General features: G+C 63.0%; 16 protein-coding genes. 9 read left to right on the top strand and 7 right to left on the bottom strand.

What is annotated here, in order from left to right; genetic code table 11:
* Window positions 1-2 precede the first annotated feature (2 nt).
* Window positions 3-1379 carry an XVIPCD domain-containing protein gene (locus QMX83_RS04435; protein WP_282295448.1) on the bottom strand — a complete coding sequence of 459 codons (1377 nt, stop codon included), beginning with the start codon at window positions 1377-1379 and terminating at the stop codon, window positions 3-5.
* Between the two features lie 43 nt (window positions 1380-1422).
* Window positions 1423-1809, bottom strand: a complete 387-nt coding sequence (locus tag QMX83_RS04430; RefSeq protein ID WP_282295447.1) for a hypothetical protein — start codon at window positions 1807-1809, stop codon at window positions 1423-1425.
* A gap of 385 nt (window positions 1810-2194) precedes the next feature.
* Here QMX83_RS04430 and QMX83_RS04425 point away from each other — a divergent pair, with 385 nt between their 5' ends.
* The 3 genes from QMX83_RS04425 to QMX83_RS04415 are packed head-to-tail and all read left to right on the top strand — an operon-like array spanning window position 2195 to window position 5700.
* The gene (locus tag QMX83_RS04425) at window positions 2195-2596 is read left to right on the top strand and encodes a BlaI/MecI/CopY family transcriptional regulator (protein WP_282295446.1); all 402 of its coding nucleotides are present in this window, start codon (window positions 2195-2197) and stop codon (window positions 2594-2596) included.
* Window positions 2593-4143, top strand: a complete 1551-nt coding sequence (locus QMX83_RS04420) for a M56 family metallopeptidase (protein ID WP_282295445.1) — start codon at window positions 2593-2595, stop codon at window positions 4141-4143. Before QMX83_RS04425 ends, QMX83_RS04420 begins: the two co-directional genes overlap by 4 nt.
* Window positions 4144-4170: 27 nt before the next feature.
* On the top strand, window positions 4171-5700 hold the full coding sequence (locus QMX83_RS04415) for a serine hydrolase domain-containing protein (RefSeq protein WP_282295444.1): 1530 nt from the start codon (window positions 4171-4173) through the stop codon (window positions 5698-5700).
* Window positions 5701-5754: 54 nt separating this feature from the next.
* On the opposite strand, the gene QMX83_RS04410 is transcribed toward QMX83_RS04415, so the two are convergent.
* Window positions 5755-6897 carry a YncE family protein gene (locus QMX83_RS04410; protein ID WP_282295443.1) on the bottom strand — a complete coding sequence of 381 codons (1143 nt, stop codon included), beginning with the start codon at window positions 6895-6897 and terminating at the stop codon, window positions 5755-5757.
* 202 nt (window positions 6898-7099) lie between these two features.
* Here QMX83_RS04410 and QMX83_RS04405 point away from each other — a divergent pair, with 202 nt between their 5' ends.
* The 3 genes from QMX83_RS04405 to QMX83_RS04395 are packed head-to-tail and all read left to right on the top strand — an operon-like array spanning window position 7100 to window position 10215.
* On the top strand, window positions 7100-7966 hold the full coding sequence (locus QMX83_RS04405; RefSeq protein ID WP_282295442.1) for a hypothetical protein: 867 nt from the start codon (window positions 7100-7102) through the stop codon (window positions 7964-7966).
* 25 nt (window positions 7967-7991) lie between these two features.
* On the top strand, window positions 7992-9317 hold the full coding sequence (locus QMX83_RS04400; protein WP_282295441.1) for an XVIPCD domain-containing protein: 1326 nt from the start codon (window positions 7992-7994) through the stop codon (window positions 9315-9317).
* Between the two features lie 31 nt (window positions 9318-9348).
* Window positions 9349-10215 (top strand): hypothetical protein, encoded by an 867-nt coding sequence (locus tag QMX83_RS04395; RefSeq protein ID WP_282295440.1) that lies wholly within the window; start codon window positions 9349-9351, stop codon window positions 10213-10215.
* 231 nt (window positions 10216-10446) lie between these two features.
* Here QMX83_RS04395 and QMX83_RS04390 read toward each other — a convergent pair whose 3' ends face one another.
* On the bottom strand, window positions 10447-11433 hold the full coding sequence (locus QMX83_RS04390; RefSeq protein WP_282295439.1) for a DUF4928 family protein: 987 nt from the start codon (window positions 11431-11433) through the stop codon (window positions 10447-10449).
* Window positions 11430-12785 (bottom strand): DNA cytosine methyltransferase, encoded by a 1356-nt coding sequence (locus QMX83_RS04385; RefSeq protein WP_282295438.1) that lies wholly within the window; start codon window positions 12783-12785, stop codon window positions 11430-11432. The genes QMX83_RS04390 and QMX83_RS04385 overlap by 4 nt, the downstream gene beginning before the upstream one ends.
* Window positions 12786-13030: 245 nt before the next feature.
* On the opposite strand from QMX83_RS04385, the gene QMX83_RS04380 reads away from it, so the two are divergent.
* Complete coding sequence (locus QMX83_RS04380) at window positions 13031-13525, top strand: hypothetical protein (protein ID WP_282295437.1); 495 nt, start codon at window positions 13031-13033, stop codon at window positions 13523-13525.
* A gap of 182 nt (window positions 13526-13707) precedes the next feature.
* Window positions 13708-16458: an XVIPCD domain-containing protein gene (locus tag QMX83_RS04375; protein WP_282295436.1), complete on the top strand. Its 2751-nt coding sequence runs from the start codon at window positions 13708-13710 to the stop codon at window positions 16456-16458.
* A gap of 154 nt (window positions 16459-16612) precedes the next feature.
* On the opposite strand, the gene QMX83_RS04370 is transcribed toward QMX83_RS04375, so the two are convergent.
* Window positions 16613-17047 carry a hypothetical protein gene (locus QMX83_RS04370; RefSeq protein ID WP_282295435.1) on the bottom strand — a complete coding sequence of 145 codons (435 nt, stop codon included), beginning with the start codon at window positions 17045-17047 and terminating at the stop codon, window positions 16613-16615.
* Between the two features lie 267 nt (window positions 17048-17314).
* Window positions 17315-17692 carry an XVIPCD domain-containing protein gene (locus QMX83_RS04365; RefSeq protein WP_282295434.1) on the bottom strand — a complete coding sequence of 126 codons (378 nt, stop codon included), beginning with the start codon at window positions 17690-17692 and terminating at the stop codon, window positions 17315-17317.
* A 352-nt stretch (window positions 17693-18044) separates the two neighbouring features.
* Here QMX83_RS04365 and QMX83_RS04360 point away from each other — a divergent pair, with 352 nt between their 5' ends.
* Window positions 18045-18548 (top strand): hypothetical protein, encoded by a 504-nt coding sequence (locus QMX83_RS04360; protein WP_282295433.1) that lies wholly within the window; start codon window positions 18045-18047, stop codon window positions 18546-18548.
* The last annotated feature ends 51 nt before the right edge of the window (window positions 18549-18599 follow it).

Genomic DNA, 18599 nt, shown 5'->3' with positions numbered 1-18599 from the left:
ACTCACCCCATCTGGTGCGGCTGCTGCGCCTGCTGCACCAACTGCTCGTTCTGCTCCCGCTGCTGACTCTGCGTCTGGGCCTGCGCCGGCGCATCCACACCCTGCAACCGCTGCAGCGACTGTTCCAGCGGCGCATTCAACGCCTGCTCAGTCGGCATGTGCGCGCGGCGGTGCGCCGGATTGGCCGGGTCGCCCTGCACCACGAAGAAGGTTTCACCCTGCCGCTTGGTCTCGGTGGCGTTGCTCAGGAGCACATGGTCCACGCGCGAGAGACCGCTGTCCTTGGCCAGGCAGGCGGCGCTGGCCGCCATGCGCTCGCTGTTGTGGTCGAATTCGCGGCCCAAGGTGGTTTCGAGGCGCTGCATGGCGTCGCGCGACTGGGCCAGAAGCGGGTTCTGCGCTGCGGCGGAGCTGACGTCTGCCTGCCCTTGAAGCGGGACGTAAGGGGGCTGTTGGTCAGGCATGCGCGGATTAACCTCGGGCGGAAACATGGGTGGAGCGATGGTCCGCATCGTAGCAGGATCCAAGTCACCCGTTGGTGTAAGGCCGTTCGCCTCTTGGAACTTGATGACTGCGCGCTGCATGGAGAGGCGGTAGACACCATCCTCAGCGAGTGGCTGGCCGTCTGCTCCCACATGGCCGTGTGCGTTCAGAACGCGCTGAGCAACCAGCACCTCAGGAGATGACTCACCGATGCGAATCACGCCATCATTGGCGAATGGCCGGGGTTCAATACCTGAACTGCGCCGATCAGGGTCAATGGCGAGACGTCCACTTGCAAGGTCTTCCATGTAGTTCTCGAAGTGCTGATAGCTTCGCGTATCAACCTCAATGTGGACGTGCTTGCCCGCGCGCTCCAGCCCTTGGTTGCTCTGCACCCCCAGCGCCTGTCCGTACGCGACATCATCTCCGACAGAAACATGGATCGGATTCATGTGCAGGATCCGTGCCCTCAGCTCTCCGCCTGCACGATCATAAATATCGACTGTGCCCATCGCGGCCGATACCCGGCCCACGTACCCTTCAACCGGTGAGGGCACATCGACCTCACGTACACCGCGTCCACCGGATGGAATCCGACTGTCTTCCAGTATGAAGTCCTTGGTGAGCAGTATCTGGTCTTCCCCAAGGGCACTGGCCGTACCACCGTCGGTACGACGCGTTTCAAGCTCTTGGATCTCACCCCCGACTACGCCATAGGATCGGCGACGGGCATCTTCGACACCAACAGGTACGCCGTCCTCGATTCGTGCCCGGGCGTTTGCCCCGGGGTGGTGTGTCACCAACCCATCCAGGTCTTGAACTGCCTGATTCCCAAGTCGCGGACTATGAAGCTGGATGAGCCGGTAGTGCGGCAAAGACGGTTCTTGTTGCGTCATGACGGACCCCCTACTCGAACTACTAGTATTAGCGGACGCGGCATCAGCGACACCTACGGTAGGCTCGAACTGACTCACCGTCCGTGATCGTCAGATGATCACCTTTCAGGACATAGATTTCGTCTACGACGATCCCTGGCGCGATGTTGGATTCTGTTGATACCCGCCAGGCGGCCGGCTCGTTCGAAATCCGGGAGATCTTTCTTAGCTTGTCTGTGTTCTCGTAGCCAAGCAGGCGATTGCTCTGGATTTCGATTGGCGCATCAGAATCTGGATTTACCGGAAGCTTGCACGCCGCCGGACCCAGGTCCCACGTGCCGATCGCCTCCTTCGGAAACTTTGCCGCGCCGGATGCGCCTGCTGGGTACACACACGCCAGGGCCATGACGCCGATGCCCACTGCTAGACGAATCGATGCTCCAACACTCATGACCGCATCCCCTTTGCCATCCCGATTGGGAAACCATGGCCATTCTGCCCGCGTCGGTGGATGGGGGGTATCGGATTAGTCCTATGCGGCACGCGCGAGCTTGGGAAGCGCTGGACCTGCTTGGTCCATGCGTTAAAGAGCCGATCGTTGTTATCGGCGGACGTCTTTCGACCGTCCCTACCAAAGCGGGTATCGCGCGGTGTAGCCATCCGAAGGTGCCCCAAGGGAACCCCCAGGGTGCCCAAAGCGTTGCAGCAGACAGCGTCTGCCCGGTCAGGGTTCCGCCCCAACAGGGCTCTGCGCCCCCATTACTAATTACATAGTTGACACCCTGCCGGGCGAGGCGCAGGATCTGCCCATCAACTAACGAACCAGTAGATAGCCCATGGCACGCCCTCCGTCTCCCACCCTTACCGATTCCGAACGCCGCATCCTGGAGGTGCTATGGAAGAAGAAGGAGGCGTCGGTGCGCGAGGTCACCGATGAGCTGTCCAGGAAGAAGCCCGTGGCCTACACCACGGTGCTGACCATGTTCAAAGTGCTGGACAAGAAAGGTCTGGTCACGCACCGCGCTGAAGGCCGCGCTTTCATTTACAGCGCGGCCATTACCCGTGTCGAAGCCCGGCAGCAGGCGCTGCAGAACCTGCTGAAGTCGTTCTTCAATGGCTCGCCCAGCGTACTGGCGCAGCATCTGATTGAAGCGCATGACCTTGATACCGATGAACTGAAAACCCTGCAGGACCGCATTGCCGACGCTGAAACGCCCCGCAAGAGGAAACCAGAATGACCATGCATTGGACGCACCTGTTGTTCACCTTCGCCCTCCAGCACCTGTGGCACAGCGCGCTGTTGTTCCTGATTGCGGTTGTGGTGGTAACCCCTCGTCTATTCAGTGCAGAGGCGCGTTCCTGGTTGCTCGCCGGCACCCTCGTATTGGCGGCCGCATCGCCCTTGATGGTGTTGCTGCCCGGCACAGCCATTGCCCCCACCTCAACCGTCACCGCTCCCAGCGAGTCGGTACAAAGTGTCGCTCGTTCCACTGGCGTGCCCACTAACTCGAGTGTCGCTCCGTCCTCCGAGCGCCCGGCCGTTCCCGTCGACATGCTGCAACTGCTCGCCGCGCTTTGGCTGACGGGTACGCTTTTCGTGCTGGCGCGTTTGCTGGTCGGTATGCAGCAGGCGCGAAGACTGCACCGCACTGGCCAGGCCGATGCGACGCTGCGTGCGTTGTTGGGCCCCGCCTGCCCTGCGCGGGCAGATGTCGCGGTTTCCGAGCATGTCCACGGCCCGATGGTCGTCGGCCTGTTGCGACCGCGCATTCTGGTGCCGCGGACGCTCCTCGACGCGCTGCCTGCCGAAGCGCTGCGTCATCTGCTGCTGCATGAAGCTGCTCACATCGAGCGACGCGACCTGTGGGCCAGCGCGGCCCAGCGCGCGGTCCTGGCCCTGTTCTGGTGGAGTCCCTTCATGCACCTGATCGGGCGACGCCTGGATGCGGCGCGTGAGTCCGCCTGCGATGCACGCGCCGCTGTACAGGCCGGATCCGGTCGACGCTATGCCGAATCACTGCTCAACGGCGTCTCCGCACTGATCCAGCAACGTGAGCACCACAACGCGTTGGCAGTGGGCATGTCGGTCAACCGCAGCGGACTCACCGAGCGCATCGACCAACTGCTCGCGCTGGAGCCGGGCCATGTGCGCCGCGGCATGCGCTGGAGTGCGCTGGGCCTGTGCGTGTTGGCGCTTGGTATCCATGCGAGCGTGGCGTTGGCGGTCACCCCGCGATTGGGCACCTCCGTCGCCCACGTTCCGCGCCCCGCTGTCCGTCCAGCAGAGTCCCCGGATGCCCGCGATCTTGTGGATGCGGCCGCCGACGGCGACGTCGCCCGCATGCGGCGGCTTGTGGACGAAGGCGTGCCAGTAAATGCATCGGTGTTTGGAGATGGCACCGCGCTGATCAGCGCTGCGCGTAACGGGCAGCTTGCCGCCCTGGACGCCTTGCTGGAGATGGGCGCGCAACCCGACCTGGCAGCGGCTGGCGAAGGCAATCCGCTCATTGTCGCTGCTGCCCCCGGTCACCTGGCCGTGGTTGAGCGGCTGGTGGCCGCCGGAGCGGACGTGAACCGTCATGTGATGTTTGACGAAACGCCGCTGATCAACGCCGCGCGTTCCGGTGACCTTGCCACTGTCGCCTTCCTCATTGAGCACGGTGCCGACGTCAATCTCGGCGTGATGGCCGACGGTCGCCGCTGGCGCTCGCCCTACAACCAGTCGCGCAATGCGGTTGTGCGCGACTACCTGGTACAGCACGGTGCAGTTGCCGCGCGCCGCTGACCCATCCCGCTCCTTCCCGAGGTCATCATGAAGCATCGAACTGTCTGCCTGCGCGGCGGGATGCCGCTGCGTGTTGCAACGATTGTGTTTGCACTGTTGGCCTTGCCGGCCGCTGCTGCGGACCTGCACGACGTCGCCGTTGACGCCGCCTTGGATGCGGGCCTGCGTCCGGGCATTCTGGAACCCGGCGCTTCGCAGCCGCGCTGGTCGCTGCAGCAGCGCATGAGCGAGCATCACGTACCCGGTGTAGCCATTGCGGTGTTGCGCGACGGAAAGCTCGTCCACGCAGCGGGCTATGGCGTACGGGCAGCTGGCTCGGCCGATCCGGTAAACGCCGACACGCTGTTCTCGGTGGGCTCGGTCAGCAAGGTCGTCACCGCCGCCACAACGCTGCGGCTGGTGGCCGACCATCGTCTCGACCTCGACCAGAACATCCAGCAGTACCTTACCGACTGGCGGGTACCGGGCACTGCAGCGACCCCGCATCCGTACATCACCCTGCGCATGTTGCTTTCACACACAAGCGGTCTGGGCGTGCACGGATTCGCCGACTACCTTCCCGGCGAAGCGCTGCCAACGCTGTTGCAGACGCTGGACGGTGTGCCACCTGCCAAGAACCAACCGATTCGCCTCGTCCACGCGCCGGGTGAGCGGGGCGACTATTCCGGCGGCGGCGTGATGGTTGAGCAGCATGTCCTCGAAAGCGTGAGTGGACAGCGCCTGGATGCGCTTGCCCGTGCGCAGGTATTCACCCCGGTCGGCATGTCCCGCAGCCGGTTCGACGGACCGCCGGAAGACATCGACAACATCGCGAAAGCGCATGACGGCAAGGGGGCGGTGACCGCCCTGCCGCGCGGCTGGCAATCATTCCCCGAGGCCGGTGCCTCTGGCCTGTGGACCAGCGCGGCGGACCTTGGCCGCTTCGTTGCTGCGTTGACGACCAGTTACCAGGGCAAGAACACGTTCCTGCCGCGCCCATTGGCTACCGACATGATGACGGCGGTGAGCCCGAGTTGGCATGGGCTGGGACCGCGCCTGGACGGCGACGGCATGCAGCGCATTTTCCACCATGGCGGATCCAATGACAGCTATCGCGCCTTGATCGAGGGGTATCTGGAAACCGGCGACGGCTTCGTCATTTTGACCAATGGCGAGAACGGTGCGGCGCTGGCGGCGGAGATCCGCAATGCGTTGTCCGATGTGATTGGTCGCGGGGTCAACCCCGTGGTGCGGAGCATCGCGCTGGATCCGCAGTCTGCGGTCGTGGCCAGTATTGCGGGGCGCTACCAGCGCAGTGACGCGGTGCCCATGGCGTTGCAGGGCGCGCTTGCCGATGTGTTCGACATACCCGCTGTTGAGGTCACCGTGGGCGAGAATGGCGTGCGGATGGGTGTGGCAGGCACGCGTCGAAGCGGACAGCTGCTGCCGGTGTCGCCGAATCGGTTCGTATCCCCTGACATCGATGGTTTGCAGGTCGAGTTCCAGCGCGATGCGTGGGGGGAGGTGTCAGGGGTGGTTCTGATGCTGGGTGACGCGCGGGCGTATTACGTGCAGTGAAAGCGTATGGGTTTGCACCCCGCCGGAAATTTTTCTCCGGCGGGGTACAACGCATTACAGCGCGATACGCGCCACCGATTCCTCGCTGCCCTTCTCGTCCTTTTCGCCATTCTTGATGGTCACGTACAGGACGTTGTTCTTGGCATCCAGCGCCAGGCTGTTCGGGTGGGTCGGCACCGCGTAGGTGGCGAGCTGCTTGTAGCTGTTGCTGTCATACGCGGTGACCGTGCCGGCTTCGCGGTTGGTCACGTACAGGCGATGACGCGGGGCGTCCAGCAGCAGGCCCAGCGGGCCGGCGTCGGTCGGGATGCTCGCCAGTTCCTTGCCGGTCTTCGGGTCCAGCACCAGCACGCGCTGGCCCGGGTGCTTGGACACAAAGCCCGGGATGCTGTTGCCCTGGTACTTGCGGATCATCTCCAGGCCCTGGTCGGTCACGAACAGGCGCTTGCCGGTGGGGTCCAGGGCCAGGTTCATCGGCTGCTCGGCGGTGACCTTGAAGCGCTGTTCCACCTTCGCGCTTTCGGTGCCCACGGTGACCACTTCACCCAGCAGGTTGGAGGTCAGCACGCGCTTGTTGGCGGCGTCGAACACCAGGCCCGGAGCCTTCGCATTGCCCAGGCCCGGAATGGTGTTGATCAGCTTCAGGCTCTGCGTGTCCACCACGAACAGCACGCTGCCTTCGCCGGAGTGACCGGTGACGTACAGGCGGTTGTTGGCCGGATCCACCACCAGCTCGCGCAAGTCGTGGGTATAGGCGGCCTTGCCGTCCTTGCCAACCTTCTTTTCCATCAGCTGCACGATGCCGACGGCCTTGTTCTGCGCGGTGTCCACCACGGTGACCGAGGTGTCCACGGTGTTGCCCACGTACAGGCGGTTGTGCGCGTCATCGAGCACCACGCCGAACGCCTTGCGCTCCAGCGGAATGGCCTTTTCCACCGCCAGCGTTTCCGGATTCAGGCGCAGCACCTGCGAGGGGCCTGCGGCATCGCCGAAGCCGCCCGAGGAAGCCACGAACACTGCGTTCTGGGTCGGGCTGAAGGCCAACTCGTACAGGCCCTGGGCGATCGGCTTGCGCTCGACCTTCGTGGCAGCGGCGGCGGTTGCGGCCTTTTCAGCGGCAAATGCCGACGGCGCGCCAAGGGTGAACGACACGGCCAGCGCCAGTGCGGCAGAACGGAACAGGGTACGGGGGTGCATGCGAGCGTCCTTCGAAAGAGGCGGAGGAGATTGGCTCGCGCGGCCGCGGGAGGGCGGCCGACCACACAACAAGAGCGCTGTGGGCAGGCTGGCTGAGGGCGATATGGTAGCAGAGCTGGATCGAGCGGGTTGCGACAGGGTTCCTGTGCCGTTCCGGGGCCGCTGCCTATACTGGCCGCACTCAATGCAATGGAATGGCCCTATGCGCGTGAAGTCATCCGGCCGGTGCGTGATGCTGGCACTTGCGGCTGCGGTCTGCACCAGTGCGTGCGCCAAGGCCCCACCTACGGAACCAGAAAGGAGTTCGACCATGTCCGAAGCCACCCAGACCGGCCGCACCATCAACGGCCACACCTATACCGATGCCCCCGTGGACGTGAAGCTGGGGCCGAATACGTTCCGGATTCCGGCGAACTACCTGGACAGCCAGATCGCGCCGTGGCCGGGTGAGGGGGTGAGTCTGGTGATCGAGTGGCCGGAGATGGGGCCGAGTGCGCCGGGGGCGCGGGCGAATCCGAGGACGAATGATTTCCGGAAGGAGATCAAGGCCTTGATCAACTACATCGATCGTGCGCCGATTGAGACCTCACTCGAACGCTACTCGTCCAATCAGGCCACTACGCCGCCGGACTCTGTTGAACGAGGCGATCCGAGGGATCGTCTGGATATGCGAGTTGCGCAGCCCGAGGTGATGGGACTGACGCCCTACGCCGTCGACGAGTCCAAGATGGCGCTGTTCTCCCAGGCATACGAGGCTAAGTATGGAAAAGCGCCGCCGCGTAGCCGACTCACGGAGCAGGACTGGTATGTGGCGCGTGCTGCAGATGGTCGACTTACCTCGTTCATCAAGTGCGGCAGCAAGGCCTACGTCAAGGATGGAATGAGGCTTGAGGGCGACCAGATCATCGACGTCCCGGATGAGACCCCTGTCGCAGGATGTGTGCACTACATCACCGACATCGAGAACAGTCTCTCAATCAGCATTAACTATAGCCGCGTGTTCCTCAAAGACTGGAAGCAGATGGAGGATGCCATCCGCGGCGTTCTCGCCCGCTCCAAGGTCAACTGATCCGCAACGATTGAAGGAGCTCTAGATGAATGGACTGACAGATTCTAACTTGCGCATCTTGGCCAGTTACGCCAATTCTGGAAATCGCGAACTGTACTGGAACTATCTATCTCAGCTTCCTGGCGCTGACGGATACGGCACCTTGGCGCTAGGCGTTGTTCGTAACGACAACCTGCCGGGTCAAGTTGCGAACACCTATGCTCAGGGATACGCGAGTACCCAGCATGATCGCGGCTCTCGTTTTGAAAACAAGGAACCGACTGAGCGCGGCTGGGAAGAGTTTGGTCAGACGCTTCTGCTTGAGGACCTGGAACGGCGCAGGTACTGGATCCGCGAAGGCCGCCCCGAGCTTGCCCTAAATCTACCGGGCGAGGATGTGATGCTGGCCCATGACAAGGCCTTCGAACTACACAAGCTGGACCCTAACTGCTGGACACCTCGCGTGCTGCTCCAAGCCGCACAAGAAAACTCTGGTCCGCAGAAGATGGAGGAGATCTGGCGGAACATGCTTGTCAACGACAACTTGGGCGTGAACCGTATGTGGAATACCGGAATTGACTCTTTTGTCGAAAAGGGGGCATGGCAGGGCGGTTCCTACTTGGTCAAGCTTGGGGTCATGGAGGCGGGCCAGCTTACGAATAGTCGAAACAGCGTCGACCCAAACGTGATTGGCAGCCACAACAAGTACTCACGCTACTTCGAGGAAACCGGCACCTGGGTGAACTACAGGACCGCCGGCCGCGATGTGTTCCAGGAGCAAGAGAAGGATCCCGCACGCATCGCAGAGCTGAACGACGCCCGCGCCGTACGCCTTGAGCGCCAGGAGATGTCGACTCAGTTTCATGAAGAAGACAACTTCCGAACCATTACGCCAAGTCCGAAGACTGGCTCCATTGATGATGTTCCAGGCAAGGATCAGCCGATCACGCGTTTGGCCGACATCGGCCCGGGCCACCCCGAGTACCAGCTGATGCAGCAGGTCCGCGAACAAGTAGCCGCATTGGATGCAAAGCAAGGTCGCTCGTTTGATGAGTTCAGCGAACGAATGACCGCCAGCGTGATGGCGCTCGCTCGCGAGAACAATCTAGATCGCGCTGATCATGTGGTGCTGAGTGTCGCCACCGCAGAGCATGGTCCTGGGCGCAATGTGTTCGTCGTGCAGGGGGATTTGAATGACCCCGCGCACCGTCGTGCGGTGATGCCTACCCAGGATGCGGTGCAGACGCCGGTCGAACAGTCATTGCAGCGATTGGAAGTGGCGAGCGCGGATCGGCAGCAGGCGTTGGCGCAGAGCCAGCAGCAGGAAGTTGATCAGCAGGCGCGGGAGAATCCGGCGATTAGGATGGGGTAGCAGGGGGAAGTCAATGCAAAGGAATGAACCTATGAGCATGTATTCAGCTGGCCGGTGCGTGCTGCTCGCATCTGCAATTACGGTCTGCATGAGTGCGTGCGCCCTAGCCCCTGTTGCGGAGCCACAAGGGAGTTCGAACGCGTCAAAAGCTGCCCAGATCGGCCGCACGATGGGACGCTTTACCTATACCGACACGCCTGTCGACGTGAAGCTGGGGCCGAGCATCTTCCGGATTCCGGCCAACTATCTGGACAGCCAGATCGCGCCGTGGCCAGGTGAGGGCGTGAGCCTGGTGATCGAGTGGCCGGATATGGTTGCGACTGCGCCAGGTGCGCGCGCCCATCCCCGTACCAATGATTTCCGCAGGGAGATCAGAATCTCTGTTGATTACATCGACAGGGTCCCGATAGAGAAGTTGCTTGAGCGACGCGCCAGCAATGAGTCCATCACCGAGCCGGGCTCACTTGAGCGAAATGACCCGCGGGATCGATTGGACCTGCGGTTGGCGCAACCCGAGGTCATGGGTCTAACGCCCTACGCCGTTGACGAGGGCAAAATGCCGCAGTTCGTCGATTTGTACACGGCAAAGTTCGGCAGACCTCCGCCGCGCAGCCGGCTTTCAGAAAACGACTGGTACGTCGCGCGCTCGCCGGATGGCCGCATAGCTACGTTCATCAAGTGCGACAGCGTGGCCTATGTCAAAGATGGCGTTAGACTCGAGGGCAGGGACATCGTCAACGTTCCGGATGAGATTCCAATTGCTGGGTGTAATCACTACATCGTAGACATCGAAAACAGTCTTGCCATCACCCTGAGTTACTACCGGGTGTTCCTCAAGGATTGGAAGCGCATGGAAGTAGCTACCAGGGAGCTTCTAGAGCGATCGAAGGCCGGCTGATCCCGGCGTTTCGTTGGTCGGTTCCATGCGTCAATGCGCCGATCGGGCGTTATCGGCCGTCGTCTTGCGACCGACGCTACCAGCCCGACATTCCGGAAATGTTGATGCCGTGCCATCGCGGCGATGGCGATGGCGATGCTGCGGTAGGGTCGCTCGATAGACGACCGCCGATAACGCTGTAACGCCCGGGAACGCATGACCCCGGATCGGAATCACCACATCCCCACGCGATTATTTCCCGCCGCTCATCTCAATGCGCAGGCTCGGGTCGGTCTCGTGGTTGTCTACCACGTCGTTGTACGCATCCACGATCTGCTGAAATGCCTCGCGCCGGCCATCCACACTGAACCGCCCAAACTGCATGACGTTGGTGGCCAGGAACTGCTCGAACTCGACCACGTCCACACGATCGTGATTGCCGACGTTCTCCAGCAGGCCTTCCGCAGTGAGCAGGCCACGGCGCGTGGTGACGATCACTGGGCGCTTGCCCTTGCCCAGGTTTTCGCCGCACTTGCGGATCAGGCTTTCCGACGGCGCGGTGCTCACATGCACCGCCACATCGCCGAGGTCAAAGTCACCGTGGCGATCCGGCTTCTGGTCGCTCTGGTTGGAGCCGTGGTGTACCACCAGTACCTTGTCGGCCTCCGGCAGCACCACCTGCAGGGTGGCTCCCACCAGGTGCTGCATCATCGTGCCCAGATACATGGTGCCGCCGGCTTCCTTTTGGCGGGCTTCGGCCTGTGCGGTGAGGTGGCGCACAGCCGTGCGCAGGCTCCAGGCAGCGTCCAGCTTCATGCTGAAGGGCTTGCCGGCGAAGAACGCTTCCACGCGGCTGATCCAGAAGCGCTCGGCGGCGGCCAGATCCAGCTCACCGCGCAGCGCACGCTGCTCGTTCAAGAACGCCACGTAGCCGCGCATAAAGCCGATGCTGCCGCGACTGGTGCGGCCGCCCTCCTCCGCCAGCACGCGGGTGATGCCGTGCTGGGCCAGGATGGCCTGCACCGCTGCGCGGCCCAGACCCAACACCTGCCCGCCCTGCTCCGTAAGCAGATCGTCGGCACTCAATGCGCTGCCAGTGCCCGCCGCACGGCGCGCGTGGTCGTTCACCACCAGCATCACCGCCAACGCGCCCTTGCCCTTTACCTTGGCCTGCTGGCTGTAGGTCGCCAGCGCCTGCAGGAAGTCCGCGTCTGTCGCTTGCTCAGCAAACAAACTCACGCCGCCACCTCGGCCCGCTGCGCATGCTGCAGCAGCGGCTCGAAGATGTGCTCGGCGAGGTGCCGCACCACCGGTACCGCCACGCCGTCGCCGGCGATGTGGTACGCGTCGTTGTAGTTCGGCGGCAGGCGGTAGGAGTCCGGCAGGCCCATCAGACGGGCGGCCTCGCGGGGGGAGAGCAGGCGCGAGCGGATCTTGCGGCCTTCCACCACCAGAATGCTCTGTCGGCTGGAACCACCGGAGGGCGTGCGCAGGCAACCGGCAATATCGTCGAAGCGCACTTCGGCGCGCTGCACCTTGTTGCCTTCTTCATCCAGACGGGTGCGCTTGTACACGCCACCGACCATGCGCCGGCCGGCCTTCTGCGCCTCACGCACCTTCTTGCGGTTGGCCTCACTCATCATGCCCAGCAGTTTCTGGGTGCGCTCGGCGGTATCCCACTTCACACCGGTGGGCGCATCTTCAATCACGTCCACGAAGTGCAGCGCGCGCGCCGGTGGCGTGGGCAGGTTCCACCACAGCCAGTGCTTCCGGGCAACCTTGCTCAGCCCTGCCACCGCTTCGAGCATGCGCGGCGGATGCCAGGTGGGATGCGCTTCGCTGCCCAACAGGGATGCCGGCACTTCCACGTCATCGCGCACGCCCACAATGAACACCCGCGGGCGTGACTGCGGCACGAAGTGGCGTGCATCCACCATCAATGCACCGAAGCGGTAGCCGGCGCTGGAAAACGCATTGCCAATGGCGGCGAAGTCGCGACCCTCGTTGGAGGTGAGCACGCCGTACACGTTCTCCAGCACGACGATGCGCGGCGCGCGGCCTTCCTTCTGCAGCGACTGCATCAACCGCCAGAACACCCAGAAGGTGCCCGAGCGCGTCTGCTGCTTGTCCTGCCAGTGGCCAATGCCCTTGTACGCACCGGCCAGCGAAAGGTCCTGGCAGGGGAACGACGCCCAGGCCAGATCCGCCTCGTGCACCAGTTGTGCCGGGGTGACGTTGTTGATGTCGTCCACCAGCAGGTCGTGGCCACCGTTCCAGTTTTCCCGGTAGGCGCGGCCCTTCATCGGCTCGAAGTCGTTGGCGAACAGGCACTGCCAGTCCGGCCCCAGGCCCGCCCGGGCCATGCCGCCGCCGGCGAAGAATTCGTAGAAGCGATGCCCACCTTGGCCGGACGCGACACCCGGCTCATCGGCCACACCGGTGTCGCGGGCGATCTTGTCCTCGATCGCCCGTGCGATCCAGCTGCTCATCGGCACCTTGCCGCCGTCCTGGTGGCACAGGCGCTCAATGGCTTCGTGCTGCTCGGCCGACAGGCGCAGGCTGGTGCGACGCTCAGGGGCGGGGGCTTTCATGTGGTGCGGAGCGTCCAGGACAGGTTGGCGCCAAATTTTGGCTCCCTGTGATGATACGGGATCGCGGTCTCAGGGCAAGAGATTGAGGGGCTGGTCTGGGGCCTGTGGTTTGCTGGACGGGTGGGTCGGGTTGTCCCTGTCATCGGGATGGGGGACGATGGGGGGCCGGCCAGGGATGAGGGGGCGCATCCGGCATCATGCCTGGGCCCAGACTGGTCACCTCAACTTAGGGACGAATAGTTCTGATGGATCCGAACTCCGAGAGTAAGACACCGTTCTACGAAGCGAATGGAATTTCCATCGGTCAGCCACGTATGCAGGCCGATGTCGCATCCGGGGACTCGAGAGAAGTGGAGTATCAGTACTCATTCCGCCAGTCCGGACAGATGCTCACCGGATTGGGCGTCGGAGGGGCTGAGTACTTCCTTAATCGCCCTGGTTATCACGAACGCCTGTATACGATTGACCTCAGCACGCGTCCTGCGTTGGAAGCGGCTCTGCGGGTCAAGCCAATTCTTGGCAGTTCGGACGATGATTTCACCTATCTTCGTGAGCTGGCTCAAGGACTTCTTGATGGCTTCAAGGGGGAGCCCGATGGCTTGGTCAACAAGCGATATCTGGTCTTCACACGGGTTGAAGCGCTATCCCAGCAGCCCATTCGCGTGCCCGCTGGCGTCGTGCCCAGCGCGGATGGAACGATCACCCTCGCTGAGGCATTTGTTCCGTCAGATGCTGGTTAAGGAGAACCGCGATGACAAGCTTTATCTTTGATGACTTCGCACGAACAACGCTGGCACCCGCGACCAACATTGATAATAGCCCTATCAGGCCCGAACAGATTGATCAGGTGATTCAATACCTGAAGTCTCCTGGATCAGGGCCCGACAGCGTCAGCAGTTACGCCGACTTCATCGAAGCCAAGATGAGGCAATTTCCGCCGGACCTGCCTTCAGGTCTGGAGTACGTTGGGTTCTCCGGTACGGACAGCCATGGGGCGTACAACTACGATAACGCCGCAGCGTATGTGTCGGACACTAATGGTCGGGCAGGGATCATCGGCAACACACCGTGGGGTGAGTACGTCGATGATGTTACGAAGAATCCGTCCCAGCATCCTGACTTCTCGCGTGTCATGGACAAGTTCAAGAGCCACATGGCTGCAGAAGGCTTGGTCCCCATGGGAGGCCCTGGCGGTGCGCTCAGCGACATGATGTGGAACGCCGGCAGCCCCCGCTACTTCGAAAACGCCATCGCCACCGGCAAGCCGCTCGTCGCTTTCGTGGAAAATGCCAAGGCCAACCGCGGCTTCAGCAACTTTGAGCTCACCACGGCGCTGGAACATCCCAACACCCGGATCAATGGCTACCCGGTGAGCGCATTCGGTCCCGATCCGCTGACGTTTGTCAGCCGGTCCGCCGCCGAGTACCAAGCGCTGGAGCGCACCCTCGCGCAGCACGCTACCGCCAACGGCCCTGAAGCGGTGACCGTCACCAAGCTGCGCGCCGATCTCATGCCGATTGAAGGCTACGACGCATTGGGAAAGACCCTGTATGCGCGTCCGCTGGACGACTTCAAGAGCCTCAGCCTCGCCGAGATGACCACCACTCGCGTGGAATGGGCGTCAGCGCGCGGAATTGTTCTTGAAGAACCGCGACTCCAGGCCGAGCCTCCCGAACCTCCCCACCGCACTCCAAGCCAGCCCGGCGCACCGCGCGGTCCACCGAGCGCCGCCACTGCAGCCGAGGTCGTCGCTGAGGCTACGCCGCATCGCGTGCCTGGTGGCGTTGGCCCTGGCATGAAAGTCGCTGGCGTTGCCGGCCTTGCACTCATGGCGCATGACTTTGGCACCACGGGTCATAAATGGGTGCAGCTGCACGCGCAAGGCAACGAAGCCGCCGCCGACTCCACTGCAGCGCACTTCGTGGGCCGCAACGTAGGCGGTGCGTTAGGTGGCTTCATCGCCGGCGCAGGCGTGGGCCTGACCACCGGTTCGTGGACTGGTCCAGGAGCAATCATTACCGGCATTGGCGGCGGTGCCTTCGGTGCCTATCTGGGCGACAACTGGGCCAAGCAGAAAGATATCGACCGCGTCTACACGCAGGAGGATTCGCTCGGACGCACATGGCAGCGCGATCCTGCTGATCCGGAGGGGAGGTGGTATCGCGGTTCACACCAGCAGCAGGTGCAGAGCGGTGATCTTGGCACCGGTGTCGAGGTGCGTCCGGTGCAGGATGCGCTGGGTAACGACGTCACCTTCCGCTCCCGCTACGTCGCCGTTGGCACGCTGGAGCGCCAGCTCAACCACAAGGCCGCAACGGCTTCCTACGAGCTCGGTCTGGACCACCTGCCCCCAGCTCGCGACCCGTACCGCATCAACGCCAGTGCGGAAACCCATCCTCCGCGCGCGCCATTTGAAACCGGCCGCGACTACGTGCGCGACGCGCGCAGTGGCGAGTGGATGCTGGAAATCCAGCAGACGGTCGACGGCCGCGTGCCGACCAGTCACCGTGAGGCGGTTAATCCCGAGCGCCTGCCGATGCTGGACGAGCAGTCACGCACCATCATTGCGCAGAATGCCGCCAACTCCCCGGCCTCGCTCGCCGCGCGCTACATGGTGGCGCACGAGCAGCAACGCTGGGATGACTTCGCGACCCGCGAGGGCTCCGCTATTCCGTCTGCGATCCAGAATGCCCGCGACAACCCGGACACCTTGAAGGCCAGTAACGGCCAGACCTACACGCGCCAGGCGGATGGGCAGTGGCTGCACGATGGCGTGCTGTTCGACAGCACCGCCAATCTGAATCTGCGTGACGAGTTGGAGCTCACCTGGAAGAGCCAGGAGGCTGGCGTCCAGGGGCTGAGCCAGATGGCCGACCAGATCTGGGAGAACCGGCAGCTTGAGCCTGAGGGCGTGCGTGGTCAGCTGGAAGACCTGTATGCGAAACACGGCATCGAGCGCACGCCCGAGCAGCTGGATGCCACCGCTGCCGCCGTCCAGCAGAACCTCGCACAGTCGGGCAAGCCGGAGTACGTCACGCTGGAGCTGATGGCAGACCCGCGTACCCACGGGCCCAGTGCCGACAGCGCGATCGCTGCCTTCAGCGATGACGGCGGCAATCGCATGGTGCTGCAGAGCACGACCACGATGGAGGACGTGGCGCGGCATCAGGCACAGCTGGCGGCTGCACCTGCGCCGGCGCAGAGCAGCGACCCGGCCATGCTGGATGCGGTCACCGTCACCGCGCCGAGGGTGGAACACCCGACGCCTGCGCCCGCCCCTGCGCTGTTGCCGAACCATCCGGATCACCCTGACCATCCGGCCTACGAGAAGATTCATACGTGGGTGCAGGGGACGGGCAACTGGAATGAAGAGCAGAGCCACAACGTGGCCGCTTCGCTGTACCGGAAGCAGGCCGAGAACCCGGCCTTCCAGCGCGTGGACCGGGTGACCGGTGCATTGGGTCCGAATGGCGAGCACAACGTCGTGGCGGTGTATGCACCGCATGGCGACAAGCCACCGTTCTTCAACGCCGTGGTGGATGGCCGGGAGGCGATGCTTCAGCCCGCGCAGCAGAACCTCGAGCAGGCTGAAGTCACGCGGCAGGAGCAGGTGCGACAACAGGGGCGCGAGCAGGAGCAGCAGCGGCAGGCACCACCGCCCATGTCGATGTAGAGCCACGCCATGCGTGGCTGCGGGGTGTCAGAGTTGGTCGAAGCCACGCATGGCGTGGCTCTACCGAGACAAAAAACCCGCCTATTTGAGCGTGGTGCGCAGGAGCGCAACAGAGGCGTGGCGGGTGTATTGCGGTTAGATTAGTTCAGGCCGTTCATTCGCACAACTGCTGGTTGTTCGCCAACGCCAACGCCGCCGCAATAACATTGTTCGGCTCCAGCTCCAGCAGGTCCTGCGGGCACAGGCCGTCGAGCAACGGATTGCGGGTGCCGAACCACACTGCCATGCCCCAGCAGTCTCGGTGCGGGGCCAAAATCTTGGTCACCATGGTCAACGCCAGCAATGGCCGGAAGCCGTCTGCGTGGTCCAGGCCGTAGCCGGGGAAGTACTCGGTTCCACCGCGCTGGATGGCGAAGATGATGCCCTTCTTCTTCCACACATCCGGCTGCACGCGTAGCGGGTAGTCGCTCATCTCGGCCAGCGTGATGATTTGTTCGGCGGTGAGCCAGTCGCCGGATTCCCAGACCGAGCGACGCGCTTTTTCTTCATCGGCCGGGTGGCTGTTGACGGGGTGTTTGATTGCATTCATTGCACGCTGCTCCATGCGCTTTCGGGGGAACCGATTGCTGTCCTTGCGGATGACACCAGTCGGTGTGCTGCGTGAAGGATAGGCGCGTGTGAAGATGCGAAGTAGAGGCGATTGCGTCGTTGTGGTGACGCGTGTAGTACCTCGCATACGAAAACACCCGCCAGGTGCGCGTGTCGGGAGGTTGGCGACAGAGGCGTGGCGGGTGCAGGTGTGGAGCTTATGCGGGCGCGTGGTTGCGTTGAAGAGGCAAATGCGTCGCGCGCAGTCTTAGTTGTCTTCGTCTTCTTCGCCGGGCGGCGTTACCGCCACCAGGGTTTCCATGCTGGCGCGGCGGTGACCGGGATTGTCCAAGTCGCCTTCGACCACAAACACGTTGTGTGCGGTGGGGTACTCGTCGGTGGGGTTGCTCAGAACCACGTGGTCCACGCGGCTCAGGCGATGGGCCTTGGCCAGGGCAAGCAGGCTGGTGGCAAGACGCTCGCTCACGTCGTCGAAGGTGCGGCCGTGCTGCTTGTCCAGCTGGGTCACGTGCTTGCGGATCTGCTTGTACATCGCGTGGTCCGGGTGCTGCGGCAGCGCCGGGCTCATCGGCTCCAGCGGCAGGTCATCGGGCGACGGTGGTGCGGACTTGGGGTGCTTGGACACTACGCGGGTTCCTTCCTTGCTGCCGGATCAGTGGTGCTTGGGCATTGTGGTGTGAAACGAGCGGGAATGCGACTGGGGTCGGAGAGGCGCTTCTGCGTTGGTGGTCAGTCGTTACCGTGCTGATCACCCTTATCGGCGGTCGACTTGCGTCCGACCCTACCATTGAGCGTTACGTGGTGGTGTGATCCACGGGATCGCCCCGGCACCGTAGCGACGCGCCATGCGCGTCGAGATGGTCGGTGCGTTCGGCAACGGAAGCCGGGCAGAGCCCGGCTCTACGTAGGAGAAATCCTATTTCTGCGTCATGTTTTTGGGGATACGCTTTTCCGAACGCCTATTGGAACCAGACGCGATGGAAGAAGAGAGCCCGTACACTGCCAGCAAGGTTGCGCCCGACCTTCGCCAGAACAGCTGGGTCGTTGAGATTCCCAACGACATCACCCGCCCGATCAAACACCTGTGGATTCTTCTGTGCATCCAGACCGTGCTTGCGCTGGGTTGGGGTGCCGTGCAGATGTTCAGATTCCCCAACAGCGGCACGATGTTTCTGCTCATGTTCGGCATCACAGCGGCGATCAACGCGGCGTTCGCAGTTGGGGTCTACAACCGCTTTCAGTTGGCGGCCACGGTGCTGGCAGCGCTCAGCGGACTCAGCCTGCTGATGGAATTGTTCAATGCGGTCAAGGGTAACGTCTCTCTGATTTCCCTTGGTGCGTCCGCGATCACCCTCACCTTTGCCATTCGCGGTGCGATAGCGATCAATCAGTACCGTGCGTTCGTGGCGAATGCCCGCCGCCGCCCGCCGGGGCCGCGGTTGAGTGATGACCCGGCGTTTGCGGAGAAGCCGGAGGCGTAGAGCCGGGCTCTGCCCGGCTGACGTGTTACGGGTGTTTCAGCCGGGCAGAGC

The organism is Stenotrophomonas sp. PS02289 (assembly GCF_029960115.1).
Lineage (GTDB): Bacteria > Pseudomonadota > Gammaproteobacteria > Xanthomonadales > Xanthomonadaceae > Stenotrophomonas.
The sequence above is the reverse complement of the archived record's forward strand: the minus strand, read 5'-3'. Positions and strand labels throughout refer to the sequence as shown.